This window comes from Devosia sp., from assembly GCF_017744655.1.
Taxonomy (GTDB): Bacteria; Pseudomonadota; Alphaproteobacteria; order Rhizobiales; family Devosiaceae; genus Devosia.
This window is the reverse complement of the sequence record NZ_JAGIAW010000001.1, coordinates 516,730-532,115: the sequence shown is the minus strand read 5'-3', so window position 1 is coordinate 532,115 and position 15,386 is coordinate 516,730. Positions and strand designations below refer to the sequence as shown.

Sequence of the window (15,386 nt, the reverse complement as noted above, 5' to 3'; positions counted from 1 at the left end):
GTCGGTGCCGCGTGTTGTCGGCGGGAATGGGGGCATATTGGCATGAGATGGAGTGGGCGGGGATAAGAGGGATAGATTGGGGGCGGCCTGTGGTGACCACATCGAGCCTCTGAACTCTCATGTTCCCGCAGCCTCATTCCCGCAAAAGCAGAAATCTCCTTGCGCAGAAACAGAGATTCCCGCTTTCGCGGGAATGACGTGGTGTGTTTTGGACATCGGCTTATTCGTGAAGTCTCCACCTCCACGATGCTGCCCTCGGGCCTGACCCGAGGGTCGGTGAGGTCGCCACGGCGCTTATGCTTGTGACGCGTGGCCCTCGGATCAAGTCCGAGGGCAGCACGGTGAGTGTGAGAATTTCACAGATGAACGGCCATCCCAGGTGCCGGTGATCGAGGCGAGAACTCGGCAAAACTCCAGAAATAAAAAGCCCGGCACGAATGCCGGGCTTTCTGTTCGTTGAACCGCCTTACTGGCTGGTCGCGGGGGCCTCAACCGGGGCCGGAGCTTCCGTGCCGATGGTCGGGGTCAGTTCCGAGCCATCCTCCAGCGTGATCGCTGGCGGCGCCACGGTTTCCTCGATACCGAGGCCGTCAAGCGCTGGTTCGGTGCTTGGCGTCGCGGCTTCCGGAGCGGTTTGCGGCGCGATGGGCGTCGCAAAGGTGGTGCTGGGAGCCGGCAATTCACCATTCGAACCGAAGTAGCGGAAGAAGGCGCTATCAGGCGATAGCACCATCGTAGTGCCGGTCTTCGCAAGAGCCGTACGATAAGATTCCATCGAGCGATAGAACTCGAAGAATTCCGGATCCTGGCCATAGGCAGCCGCGAAGATACGGTTGCGTTCTGCATCGCCCGTACCGCGGATGATTTCTGCGTCGCGGGTTGCAGCAGCCACGATCTCGACTGACTGACGATCCGCAATAGCGCGGAGGCTCTGGGCCTGTTCTTCACCGCGGGCGCGGAGGAGTGCGGCTTCGGCAAGACGTTCGGCACGCATACGCTCAAAGGTCGTGGCCGAGACGTCTTCATCGAGATCAGTGCGCAGAATGCGCACGTCGATGACGTCAATACCGAGTTCCGCCAGATCGGGACGGATCAGTTCAGCGGTTTCGCGCATCATCTGAGCGCGCTGGTCGGAAAGGGCCGCGCTGAATTCTCTGAGACCATAGACCTGACGCAGGGCGGCATCGAGGCTGGCGCCAATACGGTCTTCGGCTACCGACAACTGGCCCGTTGCACGTTCGCGGAAGAGACGCGCATTTGAGATGCGATAGGTGAGGAAGGCATCGACCTGGTAGAAGGCGTTGCCCGAAACCTGCACGCGCATATTGGCGATATCATAGCGCAGCAGGCGATCTTCGATGATCTGCACGCTATCCACGAAATCGGTCGGGATCTTGAAGTAGATGCCCGGCTCGGTGCGCACATCGGTAATGCTGCCGAAGCGCGTGACGATGGCCTGTTCGCGCTCGTCGACGACGTAGAGCGAGGAGAACAGGATGTAGAGGGCCACGACAATGACGGCACCAAGAATAAAGAGGCGGTTCGTCATGATCAGTTCCCCGTCGGTGTCGTTGGGCCGGAGCGCAGCTCAGGCAGCGGCAGATAGGGGACGACGCCGGAGCCCGCGGCCCCGTTTTCGATCAGCACCTTTTCCGAGCCCCCCAGAACCTCTTCCATGGTTTCAAGGAACAGGCGCTTGCGGGTGACTTCCGGAGAATTCACGTATTCGGCGTAAACCGCATTGAAACGCTCGGCTTCACCGGTTGCTTCCTGAACGACGCGATTGGTGTAAGCGGCTGCGTCTTCACGCAGGGCCGCGGCACGACCACGAGCATCGCCAAGGAGGGTGTTGGCGTAGGAACGCGCTTCTTCCTGGAGACGGGTTTCGTCCTGGCGGGCACGCTGCACTTCGTTGAAGGCGTCGTAGACTTCGGACGGCGGACCGGCATTTTCGATCAGGATCTGATTGACCGAAACGCCGAGGCCGTAGCTTTCGAGCGTGGCGAGCGTGATGCGCTGTACTTCGGCCGAAATGCCGGAGCGGTCGTCGCTATAAATGTCCTGCGCCGGGCGGCGGCCGACCACTTCGCGCATGGCGCTTTCGGCAGCGTAGCGAACCATAGATTCAGGATCGCGGACGTTGAAGAGATAGGAAACCGGGTCGTTGATCGCCCAGAACACCGAGAACTGGACGTTGACGATATTCTGGTCGCCCGACAGCATCAGGCCATCGCGCGCCGCGGCACGCGAACCGCCGCTGGCATTGGCAACGCCGATCTGCGTCTGGTTGACCGTGGTCGTGGCGCGCTCGACGGTTTCGACCGGCCAGAAGAGGAAGTGCAGGCCCGGACCGGAGAGTTCCGGCTTGGGCGCGCCGAAGCGCAGCTCGACGCCGACTTCCTGGGGATTGATGGTATAGACAGAATTGACGCCCCAGAAAGCAAGAAGAGCAATCACGCCGCCGACAATCGCCCAGCGGCCACCGGGAACACCACCACGAAACTGATCGCGCCCCCGATTCAGAATGTCTTCGAGATTGGGAGTATTTCCACCGGGACGGCGCGGGCCGCCGCCACCTCCACCGGGTGCCTGGCCCCAGGGGCCGCCGTTATTGCGGCCGCCTCCGCCTCCATTATTCTCCCAAGGCATCTCGTTCCTTTCGGTTCCTGCGTATTTTGTTCGCAAACTTATATAGGCAAGGCGACGACGCGATCAATGCGTAGGGCGTTTGCGCCTTTCGTAGATTTTGATGCGATAGGGCGCGGCATCCTTTTCGGAGGGCACTACCTCCGGCGTGTCGACAACCGCCCAGATTTCCAGGTCGATAGCGGGAAAACGAACGTCTCCATCAGGGGATAGCTCGACATGGCTGATATAGAGCCGGTCGGCTTTCGCCATCGCCTGCGCGTAAATGTCGCCCCCGCCGATAACCATGATCTCATCGGCACCCGCCTCGGCGGCAAGGCGCGCGGCAAGCACATATGCGGCATCGAGATCGTGGACCACGTCGACACCTTCGGGCGCATAATCCTTCTGCCGGGTGACGACGATATGCGGGCGGCCGGCAAGCGGCTTGGGAAAGGTCTCGAATTGCTTGCGGCCCATGATCATGGGCTTGCCCATGGTGGTGCGCTTGAACCAGGCAAAGTCGGACGGGATACGCCAGGGCATGTCACCGTCCTTGCCGATGACATCGTTTGCCCCAACCGCGGCGATGAGAGAAATGCGTGGGGTCATCCCCTGCCCTTTCCGGCTATTCGGCTTCGACCTTCTTGAGCAGCAGGATTTCCAACTCCCGATCGTAGGGCGGCCACCAGTCGGTCGCCGTCATCTGGAAGGTCGTCGGGCCGATCTTCTTGACGTCTTCGCCGCAGAACGACACCAGGTTGTCAGTGCTGCCCTTATCGACGGTGAGGGTGAACTTGCCGATGGAACCAGACCAGTTATTGCCCGTCGACCAAACGTAGGAAATCCAGTTTTCGTAATAGGGATAGTTGGTCCAGCCATCCTGAGTCACGCCCTGCTTGCGCAAGGTTGCAAGGAGATTGTCATCGACGCAGTATTTCTTCACATATTCGGCGTAGCGCGCCTCGGAATATTCGTCGCCTTCCTTGGGCACGAAGGTCGTCGCGACCGTGCCGCCGACGCTGGGGCGGTAGGTATGGACGACGTTGGAAATGCCCGGCTCGAATGTGGCTTCCCAGCTATAGGTCGAGCGCAGCGTCCAGAGCGGCACGATGTCAAACTCCGGGCCATTTCCGGCATCGTATTCATAGGAGAAGACGAGGCCCAACCGGGTCAGGTTCTGGACATCGTCTGCATCGAGCTTGGCCAGTGCGTCCGAAGTTGCATTCCCAAAGGGTTCGAGCGGCACGCCGAGGTTTCGGAGCAGCTTGGTGTAGTCGATATTGTTGTTGAAGACGTATTGATGGAGTTCGGCGTCGACCGGCACGCCATTGAAGGTGGTGGCGAAGCCGAAGAGATTATCGGGATCATCGATGGGTTCGGCATTGCCGTAATTCGCGTTCTGGATCGGCACGTCGACCATGAAATCGCCGCTGCCCTGGACGTCGGGCATCGGGAAGGCCACGAGGATGTGCTGGTCCTCATCGGATGTGTTCTCGAACTCATAGGTCACCCGCACTTCGCTGGGCGAAATATAGAGGTCTTCCGAGGCCATTCGGATCTGTTCATTGGTGACGAAGACCAGGCCGCCCGTGCCCAATTGTGCCGTGGTGTCGTTGCCGACCGCCGGCGCCGCCAGCATCAATGCAAGAGTTGCTGCTATGCAAAGCCGCATGATTTATCTCCCCTGTCCCTCAGTACCGATATGTCTAGCCGTTCTCTTTGTCAGCGCGAAGATAGGAGAACCATTTCCGATCGAGCGCCGCTTCGAGGTCGATGCCATTGTGCCGGGCATAAAGCAGCAGGAAGGCGAGCAGGTCAGCCGCCTCGTCATCCCGCGCCTCGACGATCTCAGTGTTGGTCAACCCCTTGCGGCGTCCACGACCGGAAAGGCGCAGGTGCTCGGCGATCAGTTCGCCAAGCTCTTCCTGCATCTTGAGCGCGTACCAGTCGTCGTCCCTCCGCACGCCGGTCTCCGCCACATACATGTCGGAGACTCGGGCAACCAGCGCGGTGAGATCGGCAAGGGTTCGGCTCATACCGAGACTTCAGCCTTGATATGCGGGTGCGGGTCATAGCCTTCGAACGAAAAATCTTCGAAGACGAAATCTTCGAGCCGCTTGCGCTCGGGATTGATGATGAGCCGCGGCAGCGGGCGCGGCTCGCGGGTCAGCTGCAGGCGGGCCTGCTCGAAATGGTTGTTGTAGAGGTGCACGTCGCCAAACGAATGCACGAAATCGCCGACCTGCAGCCCGACAACCTGCGCCACCATATGGGTGAGGAGCGCATAGGAGGCTATGTTGAAGGGGACGCCCAAGAAGGTATCAGCCGAGCGCTGGTAGAGCTGGCAACTGAGCTTGCCGTTGGCCACGTAGAACTGGAAGAGGCAATGGCATGGCGGCAGCGCCATTTCGTCGACCTCGGCCGGGTTCCAGGCGCTAACGATATGGCGGCGGGAATCGGGTTTGGTGCGAATCGATTCCACCACCGCCGCCAACTGGTCGATATGCCGGCCATCGGGCGCGGGCCAGGAGCGCCACTGCGAGCCATAGACGGGGCCAAGGTCGCCGTTCTCGTCGGCCCATTCGTCCCAGATTTTCACGCCATGTTCCTGCAGCCAACGCACATTGGTCTCGCCACGAATGAACCAGAGCAGCTCATAAATGATCGATTTGAGATGCAGCTTCTTCGTCGTCAGCAGCGGAAAGCCCTTCGAAAGGTCGAAGCGCATCTGATAGCCGAAAAGGCTGCGCGTGCCGGTGCCGGTGCGATCCGACTTGTCGGCGCCGTTTTCGAGAATATCGGAGAGAAGCTGAAGGTATGGCTGCATGACGCCTAGCCTACTTCGATTCCACCTCTTTGAGATGCCCCTCGATGAGTTTCGTCAACAGGTCGATTTGCTCCTGCTGCTTGGTGATGAGTTCGCGCATTTCGGCGCTGCGCAGGTGGTCGAGCTTTTCGTGCAGCGCCATGATCTCGATTTCGGATTTGAGGTTCACCTCATAGTCATGCGCAGAAGCCTCGCGATCTTTCGCGGCCTGGCGGTTCTGGCTCATCATGATCACCGGGGCCTGAATGGCTGCGAGCATGGAGAGCATCAGATTGAGGAAGATGAAGGGATAGGCATCGAAGGCCCGATTGGCGAGGAGGATGTTCGTGGCAGTCCAGAGCACGAGGAATATGCCGAAGCCAGCGATGAAGGCCCAAGAGCCGCCAAATGCCGCAACGCCGTCGGCAAGCCTTTGTCCAAAAGTCAGCCGGTCGTCGAAGGCGGCGCCGGAATCGCGCGCCAGGGTTTGCCGACGGATCGCCTTTTCGACGACGCTCCGCTCTCGTTCGGTCAGGGCGTCTTCGGCCTTGCCCAAAAAAGTCTCGGCGGCATGGATAAACTTGTCGGTTTTGTCGTTTGACATTTCGGACTCGCGAAGCGGTAGACTGCTCTACTCTATCGCGAGATCGCAGCCGCATCACGGCGCGAAAGGCCGGTAATAGAATACCGCTGAATTTACTGACAGGGCATGGCAGGATCTCTGGTCTAGGACTGAGACATCGTCAGGAACCGAGGAGAAAATCATGGCCATCGAATATGTGAATCCGCCGGGAATGTATCAGAGCCCCATCTTTTCCCAGGGCATCATCCTGCCAGCGAATGCCCGTATCCTGCTCATCGGCGGGCAGAATAGCGTCAACGAGAAGGGCGAGGTCGTTCACAAGGGTGACGTCGTCAAGCAGACCGAACAGGCGCTGGCCAATATGCAAAAGGTGCTGGGGGCCGCTGGCGCGACGGTCGAGAACCTCGTCAAGACGACGATCATCATGCAGCAGGATATTGATCTCAGGGCCGCATTCGGCGCCTGGATGGCGGTCTGGGGCAATCGGCCCAATCCGCCGACGGTGACCGGAATGCGCGTAGCGGGCCTCGCCAATCCCGATTTCCTCATCGAAATCGAAGCCCAGGCCGTCTTGCCGTGAGCCCGGTCCTGCGCCCCTTGCGCAAGCGCGAGGACATGCCCGAATTCGTCAGGGCCGCGCTCGAAGAGCGCGGTCTTCGCGAACAATATGATGCGCGCCCGCCCTATCAGCGCAACGACTACCTGATGTGGATCAACCATGCCAAACAGGAAGCGACCAAGCAGAAGCGGCTGGGGCAAATGCTTGAAGAGCTGGAAGACGGCTATGTCTATATGCGGATGGACTGGAACCGCTAGGGCCTAGCACCAGCTTTCGCGGCGGCCGCGCCATTCATGCGCCAGCCCTTCGGCGACCAGCACCTGCCCGACGGAGCGCCCATCGCGCTCAACCACCCGCAACTTGCGCCCATACTGGTCTTCGTCGCGATCGGCGGCGCGCAGATCGAGGGCCGTGCCACTGAGAAGTTCTGCGAGGCGGAGGGATGCCTTGCGGCCCAGCGCGGCCTCTTCTGCGCATTGTGGCTGGCTGGTTTCCGGCGTGTTGATATCGGCGATGCGGATTTTCGTACCATCGACCCAAAATGTGTCACCGTCAACGACGCAGGTTTTTCGCACGCCGCCGCCGCAAAGGCCAAAGCTGCGTGGCGCTATGGTCTCGAGGACCTGCGATGGTGGATCGAGGAGGAACGTGGCGAGCCCGGTTTCCCGAATGCTGACAGCAGCCATGGCGACGATGCCGATAAAGAGCAAGGGCGCCAGCGGCAGGTTGAACCATGCGCGCCTTCTACGGCGCCTGGTCCTGCCCCCAAAAAACTGCCTGCCCGTCGCCACCCTCAATCCACCCGCCAAGCCCGTTCGTAGGTTTGGCAGATGACACTTGCGAGGTATATTCGGGGTTAATCCGTAGAATGCTCGTACAGAACAGGACTTGCAGACAGCTCTTGTTCATTGCCCACATTCGAAGCAGGCTCATCGGACAACTCTAAAGGAGTAGATCCATGACCACGCCTGTTCACATCAATAAGGATGGGAAGTTTCACGTCGACATGTCCGACGGAACCAAAGTCGACACGGAGCACGAAGCCTCGGCTCGTTCGGCTGCGCGTGCCAGCGACCTCGACGCGACTGCCAAAGCGTTGGAAAAGAAGCGCCAGCCGCCAGAGCACTCCTCCGACAACGATTCCGACGCAACGCCTAAACCCTTCGGACGGTGACGAGCAGGCACGGGCCATTCCGACGGAGTTCCTTCATTGGCGTTGACGAAATTGGTAATCTTGGGAACTGCCGCGGCGGTGGCCCATTGGAAACCTCATGGAGGTTCCCATGCAGAACAATCCCGAGCCTGATGACGAAAAACGGCCGCGCAATCCCGACCTGAAAGACGTCGAGCCCGGCAGTGACGCCGACGAGACACCTGTTTCCGAAGGGGGCGGACTGCCGCCCGATCCCAACCAGCAGCCGAAGGAGGAGAATGGCGATGAGCAATCGTAGCGGAGATCGCGGGATCAGCCGGTCGCTCGTCATCATCGTGATCATCGCCGTTGTGGCCGTTATCGGCTATGTAGTGATCAGCCAGAGCGGCGGATCAGGCCCCGTCCCTGATCGCACCAATGACGAGACCGAAACCGTGCCGTCGTAATCGCCGAGGCGGCGCCGATACGCCAAATGGCAGCGGCGGAATTTATCCTCCGCCGCATTTGCATCTGGGGCCACCCTCACCTATATAGAACGTGCCCTTCGGGGCTATGGCGATAAACTGTCATTGTAATAAACCCATCGGACCCGGGGGCGGTACCCGGCGTCTCCACCATCTCCCCTCTCGGGGGAGCCAACGGGGACGAAATAGGATCGACGAGGGCGTAAAGAGTGTGCTTTTGCTCGGTGAGGTACCACCGTTATCGGTCCGAAACTTATAGTTGCTAATGACAACAATAAGGCTCCGGTCGCTCTCGCCGCGTAAGCGGTGCTAGCACTGGGAATTAAAGTCCTCCGCTCCTAGCCGGGCGACAGGCGGGGTTCGCAGGCACCTGGCAACAGAAGCCTGCACTTTTCCTCTATTCCCCCCGACACTTGTGCCTTAGTCCTTGAAAAGTTCGGGAACGTAAGGCTGATATGGGCCGTTCGGATTCTGCCGGGCATTGAGACCACCAAGGAACTAAAATGGCCGAAGATCATCTGCGTTACGACATTCTCGCCCAGGAAGCCCTGCGCGGCGTCGTGCGCAAGGTTTTGGCCGAAGTGTCCCGCACTGGTCTTCCCGGCGAACATCACTTCTTCATTTCCTTCGCCACCCGCGCGCCCGGCGTGCGCCTCAGCGAGAAATTGCTCACGCAGTACGACAAGGAAATGACCATCGTGCTGCAAAACCAGTATTGGGACCTCAAGGTCAACGAGACCGGTTTTGAAGTCGGCCTCAGCTTCGACGGCGTGCCCGAAACGCTGGTGATCCCCTTTGCCGCCATCAAGGGCTTCTTCGACCCCTCAGTACAGTTTGGCCTGCAGTTCGACCCGGCCACCGCGCCGCGCGAGGATGGCTCGGAAGAAGACGCAGCCGATGCCAAGGCAGAACGCACCGAAAAGGGTGAAACTGCGGAAGGCGAGCAGAGCGGCGAAAAGGTCGTCAGCCTCGACGCTTTTCGCAAGAAGCCCTGATTTTCGGACCGGCTGATGCAGAAGCGGTCCTTCTCGATCGCCGGCCACCGCACCTCTATAGCTCTTGAGCCCGAATTCTGGCTTGCGCTCGAAGATATCGCTTCGGTGCGCGGACTGAGCCTTGCCGGTCTGGTGCGGGAAATCGACGAGACGCGGGAAGCGGCCAACCTCTCCTCCGCCATTCGACTATCGATCCTCGCGTGGTATCGGGCTCAGGTGGGGGAACCTATCGAAAAAGCAGATTGACTGGCCCGGCGGGCGAATTATTCACGCCGGGCTGAAAGCCCAGGTTTAGCGGCGGGGTGGGGGCTGCCGGTGCCGGCGTGTCCGGGGCCTCAACTGGCGGGGTTGCGCGCGTACCTTGCTGTTCCTCCAGTGCCTGGCGGGCGGCCTCTTCGGCAGCAGCGCGCGCCGCGGCTTCTTCGGCGGCCTTGCGGCGCTGTTCCTCGATCAGCCGATTGCGCTCGGCAGCGGCCGCGCGCTGGCGTTCCTCGTCTTCGATACGCAGGGCTTCGAGCCTGTCGACCTCTAGCTCGTTTGCGCGGACCTGGATGGCGGCGATCAGTTCGGTGGTATCAAGTTCGACGACCGGCGCAAGGACGGTGCCACTCAGCCGCGCGACAATCCGCGCCGCGTCATTTTCGATGAGACCCGACGGATCGACATAGCTGAACGGGGTCAGCACAAAGCTGCCATTGAGCCCAAGCGAGGAGAGAGCGAAATCGATGCCGCCAGCCAGCCGGGCGCCACTGCCCTCGATGATCAGATTGGCAAGGCGTAAGGTGCCGCCGGCAATGGCAAAGGCGCCGTTCGCCTTGGACGCGGTGAAAGGTCCCTGCCCCAGCGATTGATCGATGAGAATATCGAGGGCTTCGGCGTCGATATTGAGCACATCCTGCAGCCCGGCAAGGGCAGGATAAACGCCTGGATTGAGCCTGTCGAGCGACAGATCGGCGAGCGAGAAATTACCTTCGCCGGCAAGGCTCGAAACGACTTCGGCGAGCGAGGCGCCGGTGCCTTCAAAACTGCCGCTGCCGGTGAGGCGGGCAGAAAGGCCCGATGCGGCGTCGGAGGTCAGGAGAGAGGTAATCGCGACATTGTCCAGCGACACGCGGCCGGTAATCGTCCGATCGGTCAACGGTCCCGCGCAACAATGGCTAAGGGTGGCATTGAGGCTGCCCCCGCCGATCGACCCCTTGAGGTTGGAAATGGCCAGGGTCTGCTGGTCCCATGTGAGGTCAAAGGCCGCATCCGTGAGCATGGAAGTGCCCAGCGCGATCTCGCCGGCCGTTATGGCAATGGCGCCGCGCGTGGTGCGGGTCCTGTTGCTGGCAGCGAGTGGGCCTTCCGGCCACAGGCCGTCACCGGGGACAAGGGCGACGGGCGAAAGCAATGCTGCGGCAAGGCCCTGGCCCGACAACCGATCGAAATGCAGCGCGCCCTGCACACTGGGGCGCAGCGCCACCTGCTCCACGGCCACATCGCCCGAAAAGGCTGTGCCGGCCGAGGTGCCGGCAATGCCGGTCACGGCGATGGACTGGAGGCCATAGAATTCGACGCCGGCACTGGCTTGAAGCGACCCCAGGCCGATACCCGTGCCACCAGCCAGCGCCGCGAGGCCGGAGCCATCATCGAGCGCCACATCGAGCGTGCCGGTGCCGGCCAGTTCGCCGCTTTCAAGAACGGAAAGCTCGCCGCCGAAGGCCAGGAGTTCGTTGCCCTGGCCGATGGAAAGGCGCGCATCGAAACCGGCGGCCGCATCACCCTCTGCAAAAAGGCTGAGGAAGGCGGATTCATTGCCTGAGAACAGCGACATATCGGACGCGTCAAGCTGGCGAACGAGATCGCCGCCTTTGCTGGCTTCGAGCGAGCCGATGACCTGAACATGGCCTTCCGAGACGCCGCTGAGGCCGCCCGCCATATCGATGGCGAGATCGAGATGCGCGACGCCCGCAGTGCCGTTGAGGGTGAAACGCTGCGAGCCGGGATTGTCGCCACCGAGCAGCGCGAAATCGAGCGAAGCGGGCACGGACCGATCGAGCACCGGGCGCCAATTGGTCGGCACGCCCAGGAAGCCATAGATCGCGTCGAGCGCCGGGGCATTGGCGGCGCCGACATCGACATGGCCAGAGCCGGTGAGCGCTGGGTTGGCCAGCGTTCCCGCCAGATCGCCTGAGGCATTGATGCCGATTCCGCCCCAATCGCTGCTGACAAGCCTGGAGAAGCGCAGCCCCGAGCCGGACCAACTGCCCTCCGCTATGAGGTCCTGTGCCTCGAGGCCGAGAATGCGGATCGTCTGGCTATTGAAGGAAAAGCTGCCTTCGGGAAAACTGGTGCCAAAAGTGCGGTCGCTGTTCGGATCGGGGAACATGGCGGCCAGAATGGCGCTGTCACCAGGAGCGAGATCGTCGAAGCGACCGACGAGGTCGAGGCGCGGTTCGTCTCCAAAGCCCAGGCGCAGCTCGAGCGCATGGACCTTGTTGTTGAGCACGAGCCGGCCATGGGAAAAGCCGAGCGCATCGCCGGCTAATATGACCTGACCAGAGAGTTCGGCCGGGACATTGAAAAGCGGGCTGTTTTCGCTCGCCTTGCGCCAGAGCTGGCTCAGGGCGTCGAGGCGCGTGGTTGTGATGATGATGTCGCCATTGAAACCGGCGACGCCGCTATCGTTGCGCAGGGCGCCGGTGAGGCTGACCTGGCTATTGCCGGGCAGTTCGGCCTCGGCGCTGGAAATGGTCCAGATATCGCCATTGGTGCTGGCATCGATGCGCACATTGCGCAAAGCCGCGCCGCGCAGGCCGATTTCGGCGAGGTCGATGCCGATCTCGCCCGGAATGGGCGGCAGCGGCGGCGCCGGCAATTCGCCGAGAAGGCGCACCAGTTCATAGGGCATCAGGCTCGCATCTTCCTCGGCATCGCGCGGCGGCAGGGTGAAGACGCCACCCGACACCACCGCTTCGAACGACGTGCGCGCGCCGAGCTGAATGCTGGCCGCGCCGGTAAGGCGCATGCCAGCCCGGTTTTCATCCGGCAGCAGGGTATAGCCATTGAGAACGACCCGGTCAGTCGAGGCAGCGACCTTGCTTTCCAGCACCAGATTGCCGCGGATCTGCTCGGCGCGCTCGGCCGGCGGCGGCGCCTGCTTAAGGATCATCGTGCCGTCGAATTTCGGCGCCTGCCCCGTAACGAGGGCGCCATCAAGGGTCAGAGAACCACGGCCAGCGGCCTCGGCGATGAAAGCGGAAACCCGGGCGGAACCGACATCATCGACCAAGCCGCTATTGAGGCGCAAGCTATAGGCTGTGCCGTCCCGGCTGGCGTTGCCCTGAAACTGGAAGGGCCCGGCAAAGCTGCCAAGACGGAGGTCGCCATTGATGGAGGTGAGTTCGTAGGTCGAGCCGGACCGGCGATCCGTCAGCGTCAGGCGCCCGCTCTCGATGCGGGCCTGGTCGAGTGCTACGCCCTGCCCTGCGCCAGAGAGATCCACGCCGCTGGTGAGGAGGCCATTTTCGTCGAGCTCGAAGGCGATCGCGGGCGATTTGAGGATAAGCGCGGAGAGATTGTATTGGTCGCGCAGAAAATCCATCAGCGCGAACTGCGCTTCGACGGCTCCGACAGTGGCGGTAGGCTTGTCCGCGGGACCGATCACCACATCGGAGAAAGCCAGCCGAGGCGCCGGGAGAAGGGCAAAATCGATATCACCCCGAATGGTGACTTCGGTTCCGAACACGCCCTCGGCCAGCATCTCCATGCGATCGCGATAGTCGCCCCACTGGATGAAGCGCGGCGCAATGAAGGCGCCGGCCAGCGCCAGGATCGCGATAATACCGACGATGATGTAGATCCGGTTGAGCACGGCTTCTCTAACTGAATGTCAGATTCCTAGCGCGAGTGTAGGGACTTGCCGTCCCCGTGCAAGTGCGAGCCACGCGAATCCCGCACAAGAATCCAATCCGTTCAAATGATAACGGCCGGACTCTCGTCCGGCCGCTGATTATTCGTGTGAGGGCAGCCTATTCGAGGTCGATGGACCAGAAGAAGGTCTCGCCCGAGGAGTCGGCAACACCGTCATTGTCGGTGATGACATAGCCCTTGCCGGTCGAGTCGATGGCGAAGCTTTCGACCTTGTCGACGACATAGCCATTGTTCGAAGCGAGGTCCGGGATCAGGTCACGCACCAGTTCCTTGGTCACGACGGGTAGTTCGCCGCCGAGTTCGGCACCGGCGAGTTCGGCGACCGGGACACGGTAGATGGCCTTGAGGCCGGCCTTGTCGGCGATCTGGTTGTCGCGTTCGACGATATAGGCATAGTCGCCATGGATGGTGATTTCGCTGAGGCCGACCCAGCCACCTTCCGGCGCAGCTTCGAGCGGGTAGCGCACGGCAGCCCATTCCTTGCTGGCAGGCTTGTAGGAAAGGAGCTTCACGAAGCCAGCTTCGTCATCACCCCATTCGCGCTGCATGGCGACCCACAGGGTCTGTTCGTCGCCCGAACCGATGGCGGCGACGCCTTCGGCGCCAAAGCGCTTCTGGCCGGCGAGCAGGCCGACCGGGAAGCCGACTTCGGCCAGGATCGCGCCTTCGGCATCGACATGGATCAGGGCATGCGGCACGAGCTTGTCGCTGTCGCCTTCATTGGCGAGCCAGAAGCCTCCTTCGCCATCGAGGGTGATGCCTTCGAGATCGAGCTTCTGAGCGGTTTCGCCCTTGCGGGTGATGACGGTCTTCTTGACGATGCGGGCCGGGTGAGCGGTCGCGTCGATTTCGAAGATCGCCGGAGCGCCATAGAGGACGCTGTCGCTGACGGCATAGAGAATGCCCGGCTTTTCAGCATCGGCAACGGCGCCGGAAATGGCAGCCCAGCCAATCGGGTGACCGTCTTCGTCGAGCTCGGAGACGAGCTGCGGATAGGCCGGTTCGCCTTCGGAAAGCTCATAGACCATAACGTGCGAGCCGGCGAGGCCGTCAGCACGGAGGTCGACTTCGTTGGCCGTAGCGAGAAGGTTACGCTCGGGGATGGCAACGAGGCCTTCCGGCGAAATGCCCGAGGGGATCGACTGAACGAATTCCGGCTCGGCGCCAGTGTCCTTGTAGATGGCGATCAGCGAGGAGCGTTCTTCGGCGATGAAGATGTACTGGCTGTCACCAAAAGTCGCGACTTCGAGGCCTTCCGGCTCGACGCCCTTCTTGTTGCGGAAGTCAGGGTAGTGGCCCATCTGGGCAGCGTTGACGTCGAGCGCATTGCCCGAGTCGAAGGCAACCGAACCATCGCGGTTGAAGATGGTGAAGCCGCGCGAGCCACCGTTCCAATCACCTTCATTGGCAACAACGAGACGGTCGTTGTCGAGCCACTTCACGGCATCCGGCTCACGCGGAACAACCTTGTTCTCGCCCGAGAAATCGATCTTGCCGTCGTTCTTGGTATCGACACCGGCAACGCCGGTTTCACCGGCTTCGAAGCCGCCAGTGACCGTGCCGGTCTTGGCGTCGACGATGACGACGTAGTTGTTTTCCTGCATGGTGACGGCGACTTCGTCATTGTCGTTGAACGAGACGAATTCGGCTTCGGCATCATCGGGAGCAATGGCGGAAAGGCCAGTCAGCTCAACCTTCTTGACGTTATCCTGGGTGACCACGCCGTCAGCGAGCGTCACCAGAACCAGGAAGCCCGACGGGGCCTGCGGGATGGCGCCATCGTTCACGTCTTCATCGCGCTCGTTTTCAATGGCGATGGCAAGGATCGTGTTGTCCTTGTTGTGCGCGATGGAATCCGGCTGGCCACCGAGATCGAATTCACCATCGACGGACTTGCCGGCGATATCGACAACAACCAGCTTGCCCGACGGATTGGTGAAGGACTCGGAGGTGTTGACGGCCACATAGGCCTTGCCACCGATGACGGTCACGGAGGTGGGTTCGCCGCCCATATCCATGTAGCCGGCGGCCTTGGGGGCTGCAGCGTCAGTGATGTCGACGAAGCCGATGCCGCCATTGGGGCTGTCGGAATAGATCAGCGTCATGCCATCGTCGGTCGCGGTGATGATTTCCGAAGACGTGCCTTCGGCTTCGGGCGCGTTGAGCGCGACCGGAAAACTGGCAACACGATTAAAGTACTCAGCAGCATTGGCCGAAACGGTCGAGGCCAGAAGGGCAGCAGTCAGTGCACCCAGCAAACGTGGCGTATTCATGTGAGGTCCC

General features: G+C 61.2%; 17 protein-coding genes and 1 other RNA gene. 8 read left to right on the top strand and 10 right to left on the bottom strand.

Features of this window, described 5'->3' with window-relative positions:
• Window positions 1-466: 466 nt before the first annotated feature.
• The 7 genes from J7557_RS02610 to J7557_RS02580 all read right to left on the bottom strand — a co-directional run bounded on the left by J7557_RS02610 (window position 467) and on the right by J7557_RS02580 (window position 6,038).
• A complete protein-coding gene (locus J7557_RS02610) occupies window positions 467-1,549 on the bottom strand; it encodes an SPFH domain-containing protein (protein WP_291417042.1) in 1,083 nt (360 codons plus the stop codon).
• A gap of 2 nt (window positions 1,550-1,551) precedes the next feature.
• Window positions 1,552-2,649 (bottom strand): FtsH protease activity modulator HflK, encoded by a 1,098-nt coding sequence (hflK, locus tag J7557_RS02605; protein WP_291417040.1) that lies wholly within the window; start codon window positions 2,647-2,649, stop codon window positions 1,552-1,554.
• A 63-nt stretch (window positions 2,650-2,712) separates the two neighbouring features.
• Complete coding sequence (locus tag J7557_RS02600; protein ID WP_291417038.1) at window positions 2,713-3,237, bottom strand: dihydrofolate reductase; 525 nt, start codon at window positions 3,235-3,237, stop codon at window positions 2,713-2,715.
• A 16-nt stretch (window positions 3,238-3,253) separates the two neighbouring features.
• A complete protein-coding gene (locus tag J7557_RS02595; RefSeq protein WP_291417036.1) occupies window positions 3,254-4,300 on the bottom strand; it encodes a DUF4424 domain-containing protein in 1,047 nt (348 codons plus the stop codon).
• 34 nt (window positions 4,301-4,334) lie between these two features.
• Window positions 4,335-4,664 (bottom strand): hypothetical protein, encoded by a 330-nt coding sequence (locus J7557_RS02590; RefSeq protein WP_291417035.1) that lies wholly within the window; start codon window positions 4,662-4,664, stop codon window positions 4,335-4,337.
• Window positions 4,661-5,455: a thymidylate synthase gene (locus J7557_RS02585; RefSeq protein ID WP_291417033.1), complete on the bottom strand. Its 795-nt coding sequence runs from the start codon at window positions 5,453-5,455 to the stop codon at window positions 4,661-4,663. Before J7557_RS02585 ends, J7557_RS02590 begins: the two co-directional genes overlap by 4 nt.
• 10 nt (window positions 5,456-5,465) lie before the next feature.
• A complete protein-coding gene (locus J7557_RS02580; RefSeq protein ID WP_291417031.1) occupies window positions 5,466-6,038 on the bottom strand; it encodes a DUF1003 domain-containing protein in 573 nt (190 codons plus the stop codon).
• 160 nt (window positions 6,039-6,198) lie between these two features.
• Between J7557_RS02580 and J7557_RS02575 the strand changes: the two genes are divergently transcribed.
• Complete coding sequence (locus tag J7557_RS02575; RefSeq protein ID WP_291417029.1) at window positions 6,199-6,597, top strand: RidA family protein; 399 nt, start codon at window positions 6,199-6,201, stop codon at window positions 6,595-6,597.
• The gene (locus tag J7557_RS02570; protein ID WP_035087207.1) at window positions 6,594-6,833 is read left to right on the top strand and encodes a YdeI/OmpD-associated family protein; all 240 of its coding nucleotides are present in this window, start codon (window positions 6,594-6,596) and stop codon (window positions 6,831-6,833) included. The genes J7557_RS02575 and J7557_RS02570 overlap by 4 nt, the downstream gene beginning before the upstream one ends.
• Window positions 6,834-6,836: 3 nt before the next feature.
• On the opposite strand, the gene J7557_RS02565 is transcribed toward J7557_RS02570, so the two are convergent.
• On the bottom strand, window positions 6,837-7,262 hold the full coding sequence (locus J7557_RS02565) for a thermonuclease family protein (RefSeq protein WP_291417027.1): 426 nt from the start codon (window positions 7,260-7,262) through the stop codon (window positions 6,837-6,839).
• A 272-nt stretch (window positions 7,263-7,534) separates the two neighbouring features.
• Here J7557_RS02565 and J7557_RS02560 point away from each other — a divergent pair, with 272 nt between their 5' ends.
• The 6 genes from J7557_RS02560 (at window position 7,535) to J7557_RS02535 (ending at window position 9,434) form a co-directional block, all read left to right on the top strand.
• Window positions 7,535-7,750: a hypothetical protein gene (locus tag J7557_RS02560; protein ID WP_291417025.1), complete on the top strand. Its 216-nt coding sequence runs from the start codon at window positions 7,535-7,537 to the stop codon at window positions 7,748-7,750.
• 109 nt (window positions 7,751-7,859) lie between these two features.
• Complete coding sequence (locus tag J7557_RS02555) at window positions 7,860-8,027, top strand: hypothetical protein (protein WP_291417023.1); 168 nt, start codon at window positions 7,860-7,862, stop codon at window positions 8,025-8,027.
• Window positions 8,014-8,175 (top strand): hypothetical protein, encoded by a 162-nt coding sequence (locus J7557_RS02550; RefSeq protein WP_291417021.1) that lies wholly within the window; start codon window positions 8,014-8,016, stop codon window positions 8,173-8,175. The genes J7557_RS02555 and J7557_RS02550 overlap by 14 nt, the downstream gene beginning before the upstream one ends.
• Window positions 8,176-8,229: 54 nt before the next feature.
• Window positions 8,230-8,584: a transfer-messenger RNA gene (gene ssrA, locus J7557_RS02545) on the top strand.
• 112 nt (window positions 8,585-8,696) lie between these two features.
• Window positions 8,697-9,188: an SspB family protein gene (locus J7557_RS02540; protein WP_291417019.1), complete on the top strand. Its 492-nt coding sequence runs from the start codon at window positions 8,697-8,699 to the stop codon at window positions 9,186-9,188.
• A gap of 15 nt (window positions 9,189-9,203) precedes the next feature.
• The gene (locus J7557_RS02535; protein WP_291417016.1) at window positions 9,204-9,434 is read left to right on the top strand and encodes a ribbon-helix-helix domain-containing protein; all 231 of its coding nucleotides are present in this window, start codon (window positions 9,204-9,206) and stop codon (window positions 9,432-9,434) included.
• Here the strand turns inward: J7557_RS02535 and J7557_RS02530 are convergent.
• Together J7557_RS02530 and J7557_RS02525 are read right to left on the bottom strand one after the other, a co-directional pair.
• Window positions 9,415-13,044 carry an AsmA family protein gene (locus tag J7557_RS02530; RefSeq protein WP_291417014.1) on the bottom strand — a complete coding sequence of 1,210 codons (3,630 nt, stop codon included), beginning with the start codon at window positions 13,042-13,044 and terminating at the stop codon, window positions 9,415-9,417. The two genes, J7557_RS02535 and J7557_RS02530, sit on opposite strands and share 20 nt — an antisense overlap.
• 157 nt (window positions 13,045-13,201) lie before the next feature.
• Window positions 13,202-15,376 carry an esterase-like activity of phytase family protein gene (locus J7557_RS02525; protein ID WP_291417013.1) on the bottom strand — a complete coding sequence of 725 codons (2,175 nt, stop codon included), beginning with the start codon at window positions 15,374-15,376 and terminating at the stop codon, window positions 13,202-13,204.
• Window positions 15,377-15,386 lie beyond the last annotated feature (10 nt).